Here is a 17,010-nt window from a genome sequence, read left to right on the forward strand (position 1 = left end):
CATCGATCCCATTTTGCCAGTCTTACTTGGTCCTCCAAAAATGCGTCGACATTCTAGTGAAGTTGCGAGAGCTCCAACCGTCCCACATGGCGTCATAGCGCATGGTGTGTTCAAGGGCGTCGGGAGTTGGCCGTCGTAGCAGGATCCGTGATCGGGTGGCAGTGCACGCATCGCAGTCGTTGACGGTTTCTCCTGGCTTTCGCGCCCGAATCCAACGCAAAGGGGTTTGTTGGTTGCTTGCCTTGTCCCACTTTGAACAACGGAAGGATGGCCGTCCAGTGCTCCCTGCGGGCGTCCTGTCCAAGATGTCTGTACGAGTCATGTTGCCAGATGGCGGGACGGCTATGAATTTGTGAAAGGAGGTAATCTGATGACGATGTCGTGCTCGGCTCTAACCGCCACTTCCGGCAACAAAGGTTCCGGCAACAAAGGTGTACTTGCCTCCTCGAGCGGAATGAGCTGTATTCCCTCCGCCTCAGACGTTGTCGTGACAGCCAACCTCGAGGCCAAAAACAAAGTGTGGACAATGTCCACACTTTCCGCCCCGGACTTTACCGTACACCCGGGGGATTGCCTCGGATTCCGCAGGTTTCCGCGACTTCCCAGCAATGACAAGGCTGGGAATCGCGTTCGAGTCCCACCTCGGGCACGGCATACCCCCTCGTCAGAGGGGGTTTTGCTTTAATGTGCGTACAAAGCTTGACAAGTGCCTCTGACTGGTCGTCCCGGCTGGTGCCTGGCCGCCGGGTGAGGCCCGTTCAGTTTGGGTGGGAGCGGGTTTGGCGCCTTCGCTGGCGGGCCCTCCGCGTGCTGTGAACTGGGGTTATATGTTCCTCTCTTGGTTCGCCCTGGTTGGCCTACACCTCTTCATGGGGCGGGGGAAGTAGTGCGACATGACCTGGGAGGCTTTCCGTTCTGCAGGTCCCGGATAGAACGTTTTCGGTGCGTACCCCGGCGCCGAAGGTGGCTTGGTCCGGCCATAAGGGGTGTCTACAGTGTGCACACGCAAGTCTGCTTTGGTGGTGACCGTGGTTGGCTCGCCTTCTTCCTTGCAGCTGTCCATGCCGAGTGCCGTCATCGCCGACATGAGTAGCCGTAAAGGCGCCGGTGCATGGGTGCTCAGTCTTTCCGAATTAGCAGCTGTGTCCCGGCGATGATGAGTTGTGACGCTCTGGCTGGCTTGAGCCGGAACGAATTGTCAGCTTAGGGCCTAAGACCTTGGGTGTGACCGCCGATATTCGGCGAAATGAGCCCCGACTTGACGCCATTTTGGAGCGCATATGACGTCAGGTTGGGGTCTAGCTCTACTAACAGGTACGAGTTTGTCTTCTGAGTTCGACATCTGGTTGTCCTGCCTCGGAGGATGAGAGCGGCGTGCGTCATTCCGTGCCTCTGTCGACGTGCTTGGTGACCGTTCGTTACCCCAGTTGGGTGTTGCGCCCGTCACATTTAATTGCTTCCAAAAGCTGGAACGTTGATCCTTGCATGACCTAGTTTTTTCGATTGTCAGAGCGTGCCCAATGGAGGACACATTTTATGACTAACGTTCTTTGGTTTTCTGAGCTTGGCTTGTCGGACCTTGATCAGGTTGGCGGCAAGAATGCATCGCTTGGGGAAATGGTCCGGAATCTTGCCTCTGCGGGGGTTAAGGTTCCGGGCGGTTTCGCGACGACGGCGGACGCTTACCGGCGTTTTCTGGCGGAGTCCAGCCTTGATACACAGATTGAAGCCGTCCTTGAGGGCTTGGACAGCGGCGACGTGGCCGCTTTGGCCAAGGTCGGCGGGCAGATTCGGGATCTGATCCGTGCTACACCGTTCCCGGCAGGTTTCGAGGAAGACATCCGGTCTGCGTATCAGCGGTTGACGGAGGAGCATGGCGGGGATGTGTCGTGGGCTGTGCGTTCGAGCGCCACTGCTGAGGACCTGCCGGATGCTTCCTTCGCGGGGCAGCAGGAAACGTTCCTGAACATCAGCGGTATCGAGAACATTCTGCACGCGATCAAGGACGTTTTCGCATCCCTATACAACGACCGGGCTATGGCTTACCGGGTGCATCACGGCTTCACCCATTCGGAAGTGGCGCTCTCGGCTGGTATCCAGCGGATGGTGCGTTCCGACGTCGGCGCTTCCGGCGTGATGTTCACTATGGACACCGAAACCGGATTTACCGACGCTGTCTTCATCACCTCGTCCTATGGGTTGGGGGAAGCAGTGGTCCAGGGCGCTGTGAACCCCGATGAGTTTTACGTCTACAAGCCGGCTTTGGCAGCGGGGCGCCCGGCGGTGCTTAAGCGCGGTTTGGGGGAGAAGGCCCTACAGATGGTGTATACGGACTCTTCCGAGGTTGGCCGGACGGTGGATTTCGTACCCGTTCCGCAGGACCTGAGGGCCCGGTTCAGCCTGACGGATGCCGAGGTTGAGCAGCTCGCCCGCCACGCGGTGGCTATCGAGGCTCATTACGGCCGGCCGATGGATATTGAGTGGGGCAAGGACGGACTCGACGGGGAACTGTACATCCTGCAGGCCCGCCCCGAAACGGTGGAGTCGCGTAAAGCCGCTGGCGTAACGTCGCGGTACACGCTCACCGAGCGTTCGACAGTGCTGGTGGAGGGCCGCGCTATCGGTCAGCGCATCGGTGCCGGGCAGGTGCGGGTGCTGTCCTCAATTGACCAGATGTCCTCCTTCCAGGAGGGCGATGTTCTGGTAGCAAACATGACGGACCCGGACTGGGAACCGATCATGAAGAAGGCAGCCGCGATCGTCACCGACCGTGGTGGGCGGACCTGCCATGCCGCGATCATTGCCCGCGAACTGGGCATCCCGGCTGTTGTCGGTACCGGTTACGCGTCCCAGATCCTCAAGGACGGCGTCCCCGTAACGGTCTCGTGCGCCGAGGGTGAGGCCGGGCTGGTGTACGAGGGGTTGCTGGAGTACACGCTGCAGGAGACCAGCCTGGAGACCATGCCCGAAGCCCCGGTGAAGATCATGATGAACGTCGGCACCCCGGAACAGGCCTTCAGCTTCGCCAAGCTCCCCAACCACGGTGTTGGTTTGGCCCGGCTGGAGTTCATCATCAACCGGCAAATCGGCGTCCATCCCAACGCCCTGTTGGCCGTGGGCGGCGAGATCGAGCGTCCGTCGACGCTCGACGATTACACCGTCCGGCAGATCCAGGAGAAAACTGCTGCCTACGACGGACCTCGGGACTACTACATCCGGCGTCTGGCCGAGGGCATCTCGACCATCGCCGCGGCGTTCGCCCCGGAACCGGTGATCATCCGGCTCTCTGACTTCAAGTCCAATGAGTACGCCAACCTTCTGGGCGGTCCGGCGTTCGAACCGGAGGAGGAGAACCCGATGATCGGGTTCCGGGGCGCGTCCCGGTATCTTTCGGCATCCTTCCGGCAAGCGTTTGAGCTTGAGTGCGAGGCCTTGAAGTATGTGCGCAACGAGATGGGGCTGAACAATATCAAGCTCATGGTCCCGTTCGTGCGGACCCTAGAGGAAGCGAAGGGCGTTACCGAGCTGCTCGCTGCCAACGGGCTAAGCCGCGGCGAGAACGGACTGGAGATCGTGATGATGTGCGAGCTGCCGGCCAACGCGCTGCTTGCCGATGAGTTCCTGGAGTACTTCGACGGGTTCTCCATCGGTTCGAACGACCTGACCCAACTGACTCTGGGCTTGGACCGAGACTCCGCCCTCGTGGCCGAGGGCTTCGATGAACGGAACCCGGCCGTGACCAAACTCCTGGAGATGGCAATCGCGGCCTGCCGGGCCAAGGGCCGCTACATTGGGATCTGCGGCCAGGGCCCGAGCGACCACCCGGACTTCGCCGAGTGGCTGCTCGCACAGGGGATCAGTTCGATCTCGCTGAACCCCGACGCCGTAACCGAAACCTGGCTGCGGCTGGCCCGCACCAACAGCGCCGTCTAAATGGCAGAACACCACACCGTGGGGGCGGCCACCCCAACCGCCCCCACGGTCTTTTTCCTTTCGGACAGCACAGGGATCACCGCCGAAGCCCTCGGTAACACGCTGCTGACCCAGTTCCCCGGCCATCGGTTGGAACGACGAACCATCCCGTTCATCACCACCGCGGAGCAAGCCCGCGACGTCGTCGCGCTGATCGACCGGGTCGCAGCGACCGGTCCGCAGCCCATCATCTTCTCCACCACCGTCAGCCAAGACATCCGCGCTGTCCTGTCCCAAAGCCAGGGGCAGTTCTTCGACCTTTTCGACGCGCACATAGGAAAACTCGAGCAGACCCTCGGAAGCACGGCCAATGGCAAGCCCGGTCAGGCCCACGGCGTCGGCGACGCGGTGCGCTACCAGCTACGCATGGCCGCCGTCGAGTACGCGATCGAACACGACGACGGCCAATCCCTCCGCGCGCTCGAACGCGCCGAACTGATCCTCATCGCCCCCTCACGCTGCGGCAAAACACCCACCACCATGTACCTGGCACTCCAACACGGCATCCTTGCCGCGAACTTCCCCCTCGTTGAAGAAGACTTCGACACCATGACTCTGCCCAAGCCCTTGCTGCCATTCGCCAGCAAGTGCTTCGGCCTCACGTCCCAGCCCGTCAGGCTCGGCCAGATCCGGCAGGAACGCCGCCCCGGGAGTAACTACGCATCACTGAACCAATGCACCTTTGAACTCCGTAACGCCGAAGACATGTACCGGACCAACAACATCCCCTATGTGAACTCCGCATCCATGTCTGTAGAAGAAATATCCGCCACCATCCTCCAACGCATGCAACTACACCACTGATCAACAGTCACCGACCCGGCAACCGTAGGCCGTAGCGGGTTCCTGAAGCTACGGCCTATCTGCGCCCACTTGATCGGCGGGGAAAGGGGACTGCCCCCGCTTTAGTTGACTTAGGGGGTCTTCGGCCGCTGTGAGCGCGGTCCGGCTGATTCATATTCGATGGGCGTGAGTTTTCCCAACCGTCTTGGCCCTCGACGGCAGTGGTAGGCCGTTCGATCCAGGTCGTGATGGCCTGCCGAACGTCCTGCCGCGTGAGCCACCGTTGACGGTCCAGAACGTTCTGCTGCAGCAACGAGAAGAACAACTCCATCGCGGGTCGGCGGATTCAGGCAACAGCCGTCATGATGTTCCAGCCTTGGCCGACCTGGACGCGGGACAGCCAGCCGTTGTGTCCGTTTCCGGGGTAGAGCCAGAGGTTCCCGGCGGCGTCCCGGGCGAGCAGATCGGCGCGGCCGTCGCCGTTGAAGTCGCCGGGGGTCACGAGTGCGTCCATGACATTCCACCCCTGTCCGGACTGGACCCGTGGAAGCCAGCCGGTGGAACCATCGCTGGGGTAGACCCACAACAGACCTGCAGCATCCCGGGCCAGGACGTCGGGATGCCCGTCCCCGTTCAGGTCCCCGGCGCCAAGGATTGCCGTCATGGCTTGCCAGCCCTGCCCGACGTGGACCTTCGGCAACCATCCGCCGCTTCCATCGCCTGGGTAGAGCCACAGAACTCCTGCAGTGTCACGTGCGAGGAGGTCGGGAAAGCCGTCACCGTTGAAGTCACCGGGGCCGGTGATCGCGGTCATGCCCTGCCAGCCTTGTCCCACCTGGACCCGTGGAAGCCAGCCGTTGGCGCCGTTGCCGGGGTAGAGCCACAGCACGCCGCCGGTGTCCCGGGCGAGCACGTCCGCGCGCCCGTCGGAGTTGAAGTCGCCGCTGGCCAGGATGGGCGTCATGGCACCCCAGCCCTGTCCTGCACGTTCAGGGTCGAGCCAGCCGCCGGAGCCGTTGCCGGGATACAGCCAGAGTGCCCCGCTTCCGTCGCGGGCCACGACATCGGTGCGGCCGTCGGAGGTGAAGTCCCGGTTGGACGGATCCCGGATTACGGAGACCGAACCGTCGGAGGAGGGCACATAGAGCGTGTGTCCTGTCTGGTCCACCACGGGCCGGCCGGGATCGTGAACCGGGATGGTATCGGTGACTGTGCTGCCATGGATGACGGACACCGTGTGAAGGCCCGGGCTTGTCACATAAGCGGTATGAGTCACCGAATCCACGACGACGTCGCGCGGAAAAGGAACGTTGATTGTTCGCACCACAGCTCCGCCGTTGATGACCAGGACTTTTTTATCGAACTCGCCCGGAACGTAGACGTCATGGGTTACGGAGTCGACAGCGATTGACCAGCCGCCTGCTGCGCCGACAGTCTGGACTTCGACGTCGTCGACGATGACTGACAGAGTACTTTTGCTGTAGTTGCCGGCATACACTTTGTGCGTGGACGTGTCCACCGCGATTGACCACACGTATCCTTCGTCCTTCAAGACGATCGTCTTGGTGACCTTGTCGCCCTGGATGACCGTAACTCCGGCCATTGAGGTGGCGACGTAGACCTTCCCGGTGCCGGGGTCAATAGCGAGAGCCTGCGGCTGATCAGGCATGGGGATCGTGGTTGTCACCGTGGTTCCTTTGATGACCAAGACCGTGTTGTTCGACGAATCGACTGCGTACACGGCGTGGGTTACCGGGTCGGCGGCCATGGAGACTTCGCCGACGGGGATTTTGCCGGTCAGGACACCGTCCTTGAACATCGAGATGGCTCCGTCTGCCCCCACATAGAGGGTCCGGCTCGCCGGGTCGTAGGCCGTCGACAACGCGTGGCTTCCAACCTGGATCCGGTAGCTCTCCTCCGGTGCTGCCACGGCGGCGTTACCACCGTGACCAGCGATCGTGAGCGAGAGAGCAGCAACCAAGGCAAGACCGATACGAGCTACGAAAGGACTGCGCATGCCGCCACCCTACAGTCACACAGAGCAGCGCTCCCCGGTTCGCTGGAAGACGCGCCTGCGGCGTCGGCAGTTGAGGCGACAGGACGGTGGGCGGGTCCGAGGTGCGGCAAGCCTTCCGGGCGTGAAGTTTGCTACCAGGTGGCGTCGATGAGGCGCAGCCGCTCGGAGAGGCGGGACCGGTCGCCAGCCGTGGGCGTCCGGGCGCACGAGTTTGGTCTCGGCCCGGTAGCCGGACGGAGTGATCCTAGCGAGGGGCTGGTGCTGTTTGACCGTGGGATCACGCAGCTCGCAGTGTCTCGTTAAGGCGCCTCAGCGTGAGCTGTCTCAGTAGGCAAGTTCGGGGCGTTTTCAAGGCCATGATGGGGCGGTTGAGGCCGGTAGGGTACCCGAGACGGGCGTACGATCACGTCATGAGTGCGGCAGCCGGAGCCGGCTATAACAATTGCCTAGGGACTACATGAAGGAGACCTGACCACGATGTTCACGAAAAAGGGTGACGCGGCCGTCCTCGCCAAACTCGGTGAAGCCCCGGCGCAGTACCGCGAGATAGGCGAACGCCTCCATAGCATCATCCGGGAGGCCGCGCCCTCGTTAGAGCCGATCGTCCGCTGGGGGCTACCTTTCTACGTGAAGGACGGAAAGGACGTCTGCTACATCAAACCGGATAAGGACTTTATCGCGTTCGGCTTCGGTGAGGTTGTGAACCCTGCCTTCGAGGAGGGTGTACACATGCACCCGGTCGCGTGGAACATCACCTCGCTGGATGCCGCGACGGAGGCAAAGATCCGCAGCCTTGTCGAGAAAGCAGTTGCCTGACCCGAACGCGTTCAGGATGTGGTGTTTGCCGTGCCCAAGGCGAAACATGCAGCGTGCATACTCTGCCCGAATCTGAGTGTTACGGTGGGCCCGTCGGCAGCTGTTTGATCCTGGAGGCGACCATGACGGCAGACAGTAGTGAACAAGATCCCGCCAAGAGCGGGGATGCCGGTCCCGATGGTTTGGGGCGAGATGGCATCGCTGCGGACCCGGCAAGCGGGGTCGGCTTGGGTGCGGGCACGGAGCTGAACACCTTCGAGCCGAAGGAAGAGCCCGAAGCCGTCGCCCAAGGCACAGAGGATACGGGGGACAGCCCTGCGGAGCCCTCCGCCCCGGGCCGATAGAAATATGTCCGGGCGCGACGGCCTCCTTGTTCAACGCTGCGCCTTAGCGGCCGTATCCCTCTCTGGCACGATGGACACGACGGGCAGAAAGAGGCGGGCGATGTCCAGGCATAGCGCGTACGACGCGTGACCGCAGGTGGCACGGTGTTCAAGAGGAACGGGTCATGGAGAATGAATTGGACGGGGTACCCGCCCGCGAGGGGATCGAGCGGGTCGAGGTCCGGGAAGTCAAGGAACGGGGTTCAGCAGAGACCCCGGTGATAGCATCCGGGCACCGGCCGAGGGTCAACCCGTTCGTCGTTGTCCTGTGGGTTGTAGCCGTGATCTTAGGCTCGGTTGGCTGCGTAGGTGCTTACGGATCCATGGCTTACTCATCTTTTGCCGGCTACTCCAGCGCTTTCCAGCAGGAACTTCCGCCGCCGTGGTACTTCTATCTCGGGCAGTTCACTCCGTTCTTCCTCACAGGTGCAGCGTTGGCCATGGTGACTGCACTGACGCTCCACGCTTTGATCTGGGAGGCGCGCCATTGGTCTCACAGCCCTTCCCAAGACAGGCCATAGGGGGAGGCCCTGATTACCACCGGGTTCAACTGAGCTCGAGAGCGCGGCACCCGCTCCGGGCACAGGACCGAAGCGACCAGTGTCGACGGGGAGCGGCTGCCCCAACTGCGATCCAAGGGATCAGGAGCTGGCCTGGGACCGGTATGCACAGGAGCTTCGCCGCCGGTGGGGTTCAGGACAGGCGCTGGAAGTGGCCGGGCTTCACCTGGATCAGAATGGGCAGCGCCAGCTGGACGGGGGTGTTGCCGACGGGCTCCTCGAGCAGTTCGTTGATCGAGCTCTGCCCTTGAAGTTCCCCGAACTCGTCCCTTTCCATGCTTGAACCCTAGACAGGACCGGGCGGCGTCGGGTCCAGGGACACGCGGGGCGGGGGAGTGCCAGAAGCGGATCTTACGTCGGAACCAGACCGTGAGCGCCCGGGAGAGTAGATGCGGGCAACCCCGTAAGACGATCCCTTACCCGAGCGTCCGTCCGCGTTCGTGTCTCTGCGCCAAGCCGACAGGGCGTCCCTCACCGCACGTAGCGACACTTTCTGAGGACTGGTGCAGTGCAGTTTTACCTCCACTACTACTCTCAGGATAAAGCGCCGAGGGGGACTTGCGGCAAGGCCCTGCTGACGTGGAACAATCGCGGGGCCGAGTAAGCCGATAGAAGGAGTCCAGGTGTCCAGACCACTCGAAGAGGGCCCATTTTTCCATGGCACGGTCGCGGATTTGAAGGTGGGAGAGTTGCTCACAGCGGGCAACCGATCGAACTACCGCCCCGAGATCGTGATGAACCATATCTACTTCACTGCTCTCGCCGACGGAGCCGGCCTCGCAGCAGAAATCGCCGCGGAACTGGCAGGGGGCGCGGTGACTCCACGGGTGTACGTTGTCGAGCCCACCGGAGCCTTCGAGGACGACCCGAACGTGACCGACAAGAAGTTCCCCGGTAACCCCACCCGGTCGTACCGGAGCAGACACCCGTTGCTGATTTGCGGCGAGATCACCGAGTGGGCCCGGCTGACACCCGAACAGCTGCAGACGTGGCGGGAACGGCTATCGGGGCTGCTCTCCAGCGAGCGAGGCGAAATCATCAATTGAATGCTTCACACGAGCGAGCTGCCTCATCGCTGGAGAACTTGTCTAAGCGCGCCCTCTGCGAAGCCTTAAGCACCGACGGCGATGACGGTGCCCGCAACCGGATCCCGCCAGCGGCTACCGACAAGGGGGACGCGCCACCCGCGGGACAATATCAGATGACTCCTCGATAGCGGCTACTCGGGCATCCCGGTGAGCATCGCGCCTACTCGGGGGAATCACGATGCCTGCGCGTAGCTTTCTTGTGGACCGTGGCGTAGTGTCCCCAGAACCGATGCCGGACGCGTCTGTTGACGGAGCTACACGGCTGGCTCGCTTCTTTGTTACCAACATGGAAAGGAGACGGCGATGGCTGCCATAGTGAACTACTTCGAGGTCGGCTCGGCCGACCCGGATGCCGCACGGAGCTTCTACGGCTCACTATTTGACTGGACCTTCGGTGAGCCCTCGCCGGTCGGCTACCGGATGGTGAACGGCGACAAGGGTGGTCTGTGGGATACCACGTCGCTGGGAGGAAACTCATGGGCGATCTTCTACGTACAGGTCGATGATGTGAAGGCTGCGATCACCCAAGCCGAATCGCTCGGTGCGAGCATCGCCGTCCCATTCGTCGACAACGGCACCATCGAGTTCGCGCACATCCTGGACCCGCAGGGGAACCGCTTCGGCGTGTGGCGACCGAAACAATCGGACTGAACCGGGCGACCCGCGTTGCCGCCGATCGGGTTCGACACGGGAGCACGGCAACCTCTCCTCTGATGAAGGTCCTGACCGGCTGGACGCACGGGACTATCTTCGGACGCGACCAAGAAAAACCGTGCCTTGAGAGGTTGCGGCCCGGACAAGAAAATCCTGGCGGAGCCTCTTTCGAGGCCGCGCCAGGATCAGTCATGGCCCGGTGGCATCGCCGCCGCACGCCTTGAGTTTTAGTTGTGGTTGTGACTCCGGTTGCCGGCCTTGGCCAAGCCGCGGGCGACCATAAGACCAACGGTCAGCCAGGTGATCATTTGCATGGCGTCGTGGGCGTTGAAGAGGTCTACGCCGTTATTGCTCTTGTGGTCCCCGGACAACTCCTGTAGTCGTGTGAGGGGCCTTGGGCGGCCGTGCGCTCAGGGTCCCGTTTCAGAAACCGAGAAAACATCTTCTCTACAACGTAGACAGTACATGTAGACCATCGAGTTAGCAAGTATGCTTAGTATCTTGGGGGGCTGCGCTCCGGTCCCGGGGTCCGGCCCTGGCCGACTACGACGACGCCCGGGAACTGGGCCAAGGCATCAGCATCCTCCCGCGCGGGCTCACCGACCAAATATCCCGAGCCGAACGAAAACCAGCGACACCACCCCAACATCGAAAGGTCACACCCATGTTCCTCCTCTTCGGACTCATCACCAGGCCCCGCGAGTTACCAGGACGGACCGCCACATGCCAGCACTGCGGCCAATTCGTGCACCACCACCTCGAAGAACGAACCACCAAACTCACGCTCTTCTTCGTCCCCGTCCTCACCACCTCCAGAAAACTGACGACCGTGTGCAGCAACTGCGGATACATCTCAACGGGCAAAGCACCCCGAAACTCCCGCCCCCTCACCCCTGGCCAGTAGAACCCGGCATCGGAGGTAGTGTCCGTTTTAGAGTCCTCTACCGGGCGGCCCCGAGCTCTGCTCTGGCCCCGGCTTCATTACAGAACGTGGCCGCATTCAACTCAGTGAAAAACGCGCCGCGTCACCCCATTGAACGACCGCGTGTGGCATCGGCCCGCCGGTTCCGACGTTCCGGATGGCCATGGTTCGGCCGGAACAGGTTGTCCCCGGACTTCCCGTTCAGTACGCATAATCACGTGCCTTTGCGATCCTGATCCGCATGTCGACAGCAGTCCTGCGCCGCCCCGACAGGGCAATTTTCGTACCTATGTTCCATCGTGCTCCTAAGCCGTACGATGGAGTTGCTTCAACTTGGAGAGAGGTTTCTCCGCCTCGAGTACGACGCCCGTCGGAGGAGGAGTCATGGTCAGATCTGCAGAGAGCGTAGTCATCGCCCGGCCGGCAGCACAGGTCTTCCGATACGTTGCGGACCTCCGCAACGAACCGAACTGGCATGTTGACCTAGCCACGGTGCCTCCCGAGACGGATCCGGTTCCGGTCGTCGGTAAGACGTACGCTCTGAAATTCAAGCCCTTCATGGGCAAGACCGACGGCACGTTCACTGCATTGAAGGTCGAGCCCGGCGTGTGCGTGGAATACCGAGCCGACTTCGCCGGACTGCAGCCACGCATCACTTACACGGTCGAGGCGGCCGGAGAGGGCACGCGGTTCACCCGCGGGGTCGACTTGCGACTCATCGGGCTCAAGATGCTCATGACCCCGATGATGGCGGTTATGGTTCCGCGCCGGAACAAGGTCTTTGTCCAGAATCTCAAGCGCGCGTTGGAAGCGTAAAAGCCGTTATCGGGGAGCTCCAGCGCTACAACCCCTACATGCCGGAAGCGACCGTTCTTGATCTGCTTTCGTCATGCCTCCCAAGAAGTCGAAATAGCACTCATATTGTTGGCCTGTGAGTTACAGCGGTAAATGGCGGCGTTTTTGCAGTGCTATTTGGCGCAGGGTAGCCCGGTAGGGGACCGTTGAGCGTGCTGCTGAACAGCTTGGAACGTCGACACCGGACGTCACGCAGACTTGAGCCGTGAGGCCACCGACTCACGCGTCCCCGGCACATCAACGCCGCCGGCTCTCTGCTCGACAAGCGCTTTGGCTAACCGTTTCGGCCAGAGCACGTGGACGCCCCGAGTCGAGAACGCGCCCCCGATCACGGGCCAGTCTGCTTCGATGAAGCACAGAGCCCCGACGACTGGAACGTCACCGACGATGTCTCGCACGACGTCGACCTGCTCGAGCACCCCATCGACCAGTTTCGTGCAATCACGCCGGCCAACGAGGAGCTTCTCGACGCGTGGGCGAAGGATGCCACCTTCGATCTTCAGTTCAGGCCGTCCCTTGTATCGCTTGGCGTCGATCACCCAGATTCCGCCGCGAGTAATGGCGAGGTGGTCGATGTTGGCCTTCGAGCCGGGGATGCGCCGGTCGTGGAGGACAGCCAGGCCATCGGCTGCCAAGGCGTTTAGCCGAGCACCGAGTCGTTCCTCACCGATCGCGCCTCGATCCCAGGACTTCGTGTGCCGCCGCTCGTCAGAGAGGGCGACTGCGAGGCCACCGAAGCGGCCCCACTTCTCGCGGAGCTTTTCTTCGTCCTTCGCCTTACGGCGCTCATATTCGCGCCGGGCGGACGGCCCGGGTACTCCCGACTCAGCGGACACCGAATCATCATAAGGTGGTTCCAGGTCTGGGGAGATGGGTTCCGTAGCCTCGGTGGCGCAGTCCAAGCAGAGGACGGTCTTCGTGTCGCCCTCATAGATCGCTTCTGTCCAGGCCGGAAGAGAGGCGCCGCACAGCCGGCACGCTCCGGCGTACCGGAGCCTCATCTGCCTCATGAGGATGCACTTTGGAACATTGGCACGAATCCAGTCTGCTTGTGGACCACGGCGGTTAGGCCGCGGACGCGCTTTGCCATGGCTCAATCTTCACCCAGTGCAGGAACTTTTTCGGGGGTGCCGCGCGTAACGGTACCTAAGACCCCGCGAACTGTCCTCGTCGGTCGAGGACGAGTGGCCATAGAATCGCCGTTTCGGTGGGTCCTTCAGGGGGCGGCCTTGGGGTGGTGTCTGCCCACTCTCCGCGCGCGGATTGCCGTCGAAAGTCGCAACGGCACGGTCCTCGACGTTCCCCCGTCCCGGGCCTCGCCGACGTGCAGACGACGACGGCCAGCGTTCCTAGAGCAGGTTCGCCCTGAGCGTCTTGGCGATGAAGGTGCCGTACCGCTCGGCGGACCATCCCCGTTTCATGACGAGGGTCTCGTACAGCTCGGAGGTGGTGCAGGTGAACATGACGTCCGCGGCCTCCAAGGCGCTGAGGCCTGGACGTAGGAGCCCCCGGGCCTTCATCTGTTGCGCGTTGTGCAGCATCCGCCGGTAGCGGGCGTCGTCGACCTCGCGCAGCAAGTCCGCCATGGCAGCATCGCCGCTGGCCGCCGCGTCCCGGATGAGCAGCATGATCGGTGCCTCGAGCGGACCGACCTCGGTAGTGAAGCGACCGAGCCGCTCCATGAGTGCTAGCGAATCGGTGGCAGTCAGCTGCGCAAGATCCGAACGCTGCTCCGCTGGTGTCCCACCCGCGCCGAGGAGGCTTTGTTCCTGGATCGCCCGCACGAGCCCTGGCTTGCCGCCGAAGTTCTTGTACACCGATTCGGGAGACACCCCGGCCGCGCGCGCGATCTGCGCTATCGTCGTGGGCCCGAAACCCTGCGCGAGGAACAATTCGCGCGCCCGTGCGAGCACGAGGCGCCGCGACGCCTCGGCGAGCTCGCGGCGCCGTCGCGCGTCGTAGGGCCGCCCGGGCGTGGGAGGGTCTGACGCATTGACGTGGTGGCTCATCGGTCCTAAACTCCAATCAATACAGTTAACTGTATTTAAAGTAAATCTACCAGAGCTGAGCCTCCTCCACACGCCCGAGGCACCAAGGAGTCATCATCATGGACACGCCTAAGGGTGTGGACCGCCTTCCCGACGGGCCCGTGCGTCGCATGTTCGCCGCCGCCGGCCAGCACGATCTCGACGCGATGGTCGCCGAGTTCGCCGACGACTACGTCAACATCACCCCCAACCACCCCGACCGCAGTTTCACCGGCAGGGCCCAAGTGCGGTCCAACTGGTCCGCCCTCTTCATGGGAATCCCCGATCTCACGTTGGAAATCCGTGACGCGGCGACGGGGGCCGATGGGAAGGTCTGGGTCGAGTGGGCCTCCCGCGGTACACGTCGTGATGGCGTGCCCGTTGAGCAGGCCGGAGTCTCGATCTTCACCCCGCGCGAGGACCGGCTCACCGCCGTTCGGTTCTACCTCGAGCCCGTCGAGCGCGCGTCCGGGGACGTCAATACGGCCGTCCAGGGCGTCGCCGGCGTCGATTCGACAGGACCCCGGCCATGATCCTCGTCGTGGGCGCGACTGGTGATCTCGGCGGCCGCGTTGCCAGGCTGCTGCGCGTAGAGGGACAGGACGTCCGCTGCCTCGTGCGGCAGAGCAGCGACGACACCGGGTTGCGCGAGCTCGGCATGGAAGTCGTGCGCGGTGACCTCACAGTACCTGCTAGCCTCAAAGCTGCATGTCAGGGCATCGATACTGTGATCGCCACAGCGACGGCGATGGGTCGACGCCTGGCCGGGACCAGCCCTGCGACGATCCGGGCCGTGGACGAGCAAGGCATGAGCTCCCTGGTGGATGCGGCCGAGGCCGCGGGCGTTCGCCGCTTCGTCTACATGTCCTTCACCGGAGCCGACGAGGCTATGGGTACACCCTTGGATCGCGCCAAGCTGGCGATCGAGGGGCGCCTGAAGGGCTCGGCGATGCAGACGGTCATCGTCCGCTCGGACGCATTTCAGGAAGTCCAACTCGCCCCCATGGCCCGTTTCGACATGGCCGCCGGGAAGGCCGCGGTCATCGGCAAGGGTGACACCAAGAGGCGCTGGGTGGCCACGGATGACGTCGCGGCTCTCCTCTCGGTGGTCGCACTCGAGCCAGATCCGCCAGTGCTGATCGAGGTCGGCGGACCAGAGTCGCTCACGAAGAACGAAGCCATCGCGTTCGCCGAGGAGCTCATTCATCACAAAATGATAGTGCGGCACATGCCGCGCCCCATCGCCCGCCTTGCGGTCCGCCTGCTCAACCGGCGCAACGACGCCCTCTCGTCCTTGTTCGGCGCCGGGCTGCTCGGGGACCTCCGGGAGGCCACCTGGGACGACAAGCCCCTGCGCCAGCGGGGAATCAACCCCAAAACCGCCCGCGACTTCCTCCGCGAGCAGGCGCGCGAACTGACCTGAGCGGCCCCGTGGGTATATAGGAGACGCCTCGGCGTAAATTGGTCCGGTTCCCTTTGCAGGTCACCTCGCCGGGGTAAGCAAGGACGATCCGCATCGCCATTGCCCCGCCCAGGGTCGCTGTCGTAGTCTGCTTGGAGCCGGCCGGTGTGACCAAGGCCAGCGGCTCCGGCGACCTGTTCCTCTACTGCCCCCGATGAAGGCCTGCGCGAGCCTCAGGAACGCCTGATGTTTACTATCTTGTCGTTAAGCGGCACTGTCAGGTGCCCGGCGACAAACGTGTCCAAGTAAGGTGGCGCTGTCCTGTGGTGCCCGAAACTACGCGCACCGATCCCGCGGGCCGCCTTTCTATGACGGCCTGACCCCGACGGTGACCGAACAGATCGCCAAGCTGGCCGTCAGCAGACAGATCAGCGCTACCACCGCGATGGTCACCATCACTGCCGGGGGCACCGATGTTGGCGCCTCGAAGGTCCTTGGCGGTTGCGCCATCGATCCCCAGCACTGTGCAGGCTACGTGGACTCTGCCGTGAACGCGGCGCAGACGCTCCTCCTACCTGCGCTGGTCGGGACCTACAACGCCATTCACAGCCAAGCCCCAAACGCCAAAATCGGGGTCGTCGGCTACGTCCACTTCTTCAACCCCTCCAGCGGCATCCCGACCATCCTCACGCCGGCGAATCAGCAGTTGGTCAACGCCGGTACAGACAAGCTGAACGCCGTGCTCGCCCAGGCTGCCGGGATTGCAGCAGGCGAAGGCGCCAAGACCCAGTACGTGGACGCCGCCGGTAAGTTCGCCGGCCATGAATCAAACACCACAGATCCGTGGGTGGCATTCGACCCGACCAACCCGACTGCGGACTCCAACTTCCATCCCAACGCCACCGGCTATATCAACGGCTACATGCCCGCCGTCCTGAGCCAGCTGAAGCCCACACAGCTCTAGCCGACAAGATACAGAACGGTGCCGTGAAGGCTGGCGGCAAGAGCGTGGTCTCCGGTTTTAAAGCCACGGTGCAGGGCGCATCCGACTGGGACGCGCCCCACCCGTGGCTGGATGGCGTGCACGGGACTTGGCGGGCCATTTGGTCCAGTGGTTCCCGGACTTCTTGCTGAGCGCGACGGGGATTGTGCTCGACCGCGGGCCGTGCGTGGAGGTTGACCCGGTCGCGGCGTGGAAGGTGCACTCCGAGGCCGTGCAGTTATTGCTCGACGGGCGGGAACGGACCACCACCTTCCGGCACCCCTTGGTGGGGCAGATGCCGTTGCCGGAGGCGGTGGACCGGTTCTACACCCTGGACGTCTTCATGCATACCTGGGATCTGGCCCGCGCTACCGGCCAGGACGAGAGACTGGACGCGCGGACCTGTGCCGATTTGCTCGCGGGCATGGTGCCGATCGAGGACATGATTCGCGGACGCGACCCCCTCGCCAACCGACCGGCACTGTGCCCCCCGTTCCGTGCTGACCCGGACTCTGGTGCTTGAACTGTTCATCAAATACCCCGGACCCA

At 62.9% G+C, this 17,010-nt stretch carries 18 protein-coding genes and 1 pseudogene; 14 read left to right on the forward strand and 5 right to left on the reverse strand.

The window, feature by feature from the left end; translation table 11 throughout:
• Positions 1–1,536: 1,536 nt before the first annotated feature.
• Positions 1,537–3,933, forward strand: coding sequence for a phosphoenolpyruvate synthase (gene ppsA, locus SB659_RS05080; protein WP_410549696.1), 2,397 nt, complete (start codon positions 1,537–1,539; stop codon positions 3,931–3,933).
• Positions 3,934–4,776: a pyruvate, water dikinase regulatory protein gene (locus SB659_RS05085; protein WP_410549697.1), complete on the forward strand. Its 843-nt coding sequence runs from the start codon at positions 3,934–3,936 to the stop codon at positions 4,774–4,776.
• Positions 4,777–4,899: 123 nt separating this feature from the next.
• Here SB659_RS05085 and SB659_RS05090 read toward each other — a convergent pair.
• Both SB659_RS05090 and SB659_RS05095 read right to left on the reverse strand, forming a co-directional pair.
• A pseudogene (locus SB659_RS05090) lies at positions 4,900–5,089 on the reverse strand (IS3 family transposase); the annotation flags it as partial.
• Between the two features lie 12 nt (positions 5,090–5,101).
• On the reverse strand, positions 5,102–6,772 hold the full coding sequence (locus SB659_RS05095) for an FG-GAP-like repeat-containing protein (protein ID WP_410549698.1): 1,671 nt from the start codon (positions 6,770–6,772) through the stop codon (positions 5,102–5,104).
• Between the two features lie 477 nt (positions 6,773–7,249).
• Between SB659_RS05095 and SB659_RS05100 the strand changes: the two genes are divergently transcribed.
• From SB659_RS05100 to SB659_RS05110, 3 genes are all read left to right on the forward strand, one after another.
• Positions 7,250–7,588, forward strand: coding sequence for a DUF1801 domain-containing protein (locus tag SB659_RS05100; protein WP_284980463.1), 339 nt, complete (start codon positions 7,250–7,252; stop codon positions 7,586–7,588).
• 122 nt (positions 7,589–7,710) lie between these two features.
• Positions 7,711–7,932 (forward strand): hypothetical protein, encoded by a 222-nt coding sequence (locus tag SB659_RS05105; RefSeq protein WP_410549699.1) that lies wholly within the window; start codon positions 7,711–7,713, stop codon positions 7,930–7,932.
• A 164-nt stretch (positions 7,933–8,096) separates the two neighbouring features.
• The gene (locus tag SB659_RS05110) at positions 8,097–8,492 is read left to right on the forward strand and encodes a hypothetical protein (RefSeq protein WP_410549700.1); all 396 of its coding nucleotides are present in this window, start codon (positions 8,097–8,099) and stop codon (positions 8,490–8,492) included.
• A gap of 172 nt (positions 8,493–8,664) precedes the next feature.
• On the opposite strand, the gene SB659_RS05115 is transcribed toward SB659_RS05110, so the two are convergent.
• Positions 8,665–8,808, reverse strand: coding sequence for a hypothetical protein (locus SB659_RS05115; protein WP_284980460.1), 144 nt, complete (start codon positions 8,806–8,808; stop codon positions 8,665–8,667).
• Between the two features lie 346 nt (positions 8,809–9,154).
• On the opposite strand from SB659_RS05115, the gene arr reads away from it, so the two are divergent.
• The 5 genes from arr to SB659_RS05140 all read left to right on the forward strand — a co-directional run bounded on the left by arr (position 9,155) and on the right by SB659_RS05140 (position 12,011).
• Entirely contained in the window at positions 9,155–9,577 is a 423-nt protein-coding gene (gene arr / locus SB659_RS05120) for an NAD(+)--rifampin ADP-ribosyltransferase (protein WP_284980459.1), read from the forward strand.
• A gap of 345 nt (positions 9,578–9,922) precedes the next feature.
• Complete coding sequence (locus SB659_RS05125) at positions 9,923–10,270, forward strand: VOC family protein (protein WP_410549701.1); 348 nt, start codon at positions 9,923–9,925, stop codon at positions 10,268–10,270.
• 242 nt (positions 10,271–10,512) lie between these two features.
• Positions 10,513–10,653, forward strand: coding sequence for a hypothetical protein (locus SB659_RS05130; RefSeq protein WP_410549702.1), 141 nt, complete (start codon positions 10,513–10,515; stop codon positions 10,651–10,653).
• A 284-nt stretch (positions 10,654–10,937) separates the two neighbouring features.
• The gene (locus SB659_RS05135; RefSeq protein ID WP_410549703.1) at positions 10,938–11,177 is read left to right on the forward strand and encodes a zinc-ribbon domain-containing protein; all 240 of its coding nucleotides are present in this window, start codon (positions 10,938–10,940) and stop codon (positions 11,175–11,177) included.
• Between the two features lie 402 nt (positions 11,178–11,579).
• Positions 11,580–12,011 (forward strand): SRPBCC family protein, encoded by a 432-nt coding sequence (locus tag SB659_RS05140; RefSeq protein WP_410549704.1) that lies wholly within the window; start codon positions 11,580–11,582, stop codon positions 12,009–12,011.
• Between the two features lie 227 nt (positions 12,012–12,238).
• Here the strand turns inward: SB659_RS05140 and SB659_RS05145 are convergent, their stop codons facing one another.
• The gene (locus SB659_RS05145) at positions 12,239–13,060 is read right to left on the reverse strand and encodes a nuclease-related domain-containing protein (protein WP_410549705.1); all 822 of its coding nucleotides are present in this window, start codon (positions 13,058–13,060) and stop codon (positions 12,239–12,241) included.
• Positions 13,061–13,399: 339 nt separating this feature from the next.
• On the reverse strand, positions 13,400–13,963 hold the full coding sequence (locus SB659_RS05150) for a TetR/AcrR family transcriptional regulator (RefSeq protein ID WP_410549706.1): 564 nt from the start codon (positions 13,961–13,963) through the stop codon (positions 13,400–13,402).
• 194 nt (positions 13,964–14,157) lie between these two features.
• Between SB659_RS05150 and SB659_RS05155 the strand changes: the two genes are divergently transcribed.
• The 4 genes from SB659_RS05155 (at position 14,158) to SB659_RS05170 (ending at position 16,984) form a co-directional block, all read left to right on the forward strand.
• Entirely contained in the window at positions 14,158–14,610 is a 453-nt protein-coding gene (locus SB659_RS05155) for a nuclear transport factor 2 family protein (RefSeq protein ID WP_410549707.1), read from the forward strand.
• On the forward strand, positions 14,607–15,500 hold the full coding sequence (locus SB659_RS05160; protein ID WP_410549708.1) for an SDR family oxidoreductase: 894 nt from the start codon (positions 14,607–14,609) through the stop codon (positions 15,498–15,500). Before SB659_RS05155 ends, SB659_RS05160 begins: the two co-directional genes overlap by 4 nt.
• 367 nt (positions 15,501–15,867) lie before the next feature.
• On the forward strand, positions 15,868–16,443 hold the full coding sequence (locus SB659_RS05165; protein WP_410549709.1) for a GDSL-type esterase/lipase family protein: 576 nt from the start codon (positions 15,868–15,870) through the stop codon (positions 16,441–16,443).
• Positions 16,444–16,546: 103 nt separating this feature from the next.
• Positions 16,547–16,984, forward strand: a complete 438-nt coding sequence (locus SB659_RS05170; RefSeq protein WP_410549710.1) for a hypothetical protein — start codon at positions 16,547–16,549, stop codon at positions 16,982–16,984.
• Positions 16,985–17,010 lie beyond the last annotated feature (26 nt).

The organism is Arthrobacter sp. SIMBA_036, assembly GCF_046535135.1.
Taxonomy (GTDB): domain Bacteria; phylum Actinomycetota; class Actinomycetes; order Actinomycetales; family Micrococcaceae; genus Arthrobacter.

Coding starts and splice junctions, on each gene's coding strand:
- SB659_RS05145 (WP_410549705.1), bottom strand. CDS start 13,060: ATGAGGCAGATGAGGCTCCGGTACGCCGGAGCGTGCCGGCTGTGCGGC.
- SB659_RS05125 (WP_410549701.1), top strand. CDS start 9,923: ATGGCTGCCATAGTGAACTACTTCGAGGTCGGCTCGGCCGACCCGGAT.
- SB659_RS05155 (WP_410549707.1), top strand. CDS start 14,158: ATGGACACGCCTAAGGGTGTGGACCGCCTTCCCGACGGGCCCGTGCGT.
- SB659_RS05105 (WP_410549699.1), top strand. CDS start 7,711: ATGACGGCAGACAGTAGTGAACAAGATCCCGCCAAGAGCGGGGATGCC.
- SB659_RS05115 (WP_284980460.1), bottom strand. CDS start 8,808: ATGGAAAGGGACGAGTTCGGGGAACTTCAAGGGCAGAGCTCGATCAAC.
- SB659_RS05135 (WP_410549703.1), top strand. CDS start 10,938: ATGTTCCTCCTCTTCGGACTCATCACCAGGCCCCGCGAGTTACCAGGA.
- SB659_RS05100 (WP_284980463.1), top strand. CDS start 7,250: ATGTTCACGAAAAAGGGTGACGCGGCCGTCCTCGCCAAACTCGGTGAA.
- SB659_RS05095 (WP_410549698.1), bottom strand. CDS start 6,772: ATGCGCAGTCCTTTCGTAGCTCGTATCGGTCTTGCCTTGGTTGCTGCT.
- SB659_RS05160 (WP_410549708.1), top strand. CDS start 14,607: ATGATCCTCGTCGTGGGCGCGACTGGTGATCTCGGCGGCCGCGTTGCC.
- SB659_RS05110 (WP_410549700.1), top strand. CDS start 8,097: ATGGAGAATGAATTGGACGGGGTACCCGCCCGCGAGGGGATCGAGCGG.
- ppsA (WP_410549696.1), top strand. CDS start 1,537: ATGACTAACGTTCTTTGGTTTTCTGAGCTTGGCTTGTCGGACCTTGAT.
- SB659_RS05085 (WP_410549697.1), top strand. CDS start 3,934: ATGGCAGAACACCACACCGTGGGGGCGGCCACCCCAACCGCCCCCACG.
- SB659_RS05140 (WP_410549704.1), top strand. CDS start 11,580: ATGGTCAGATCTGCAGAGAGCGTAGTCATCGCCCGGCCGGCAGCACAG.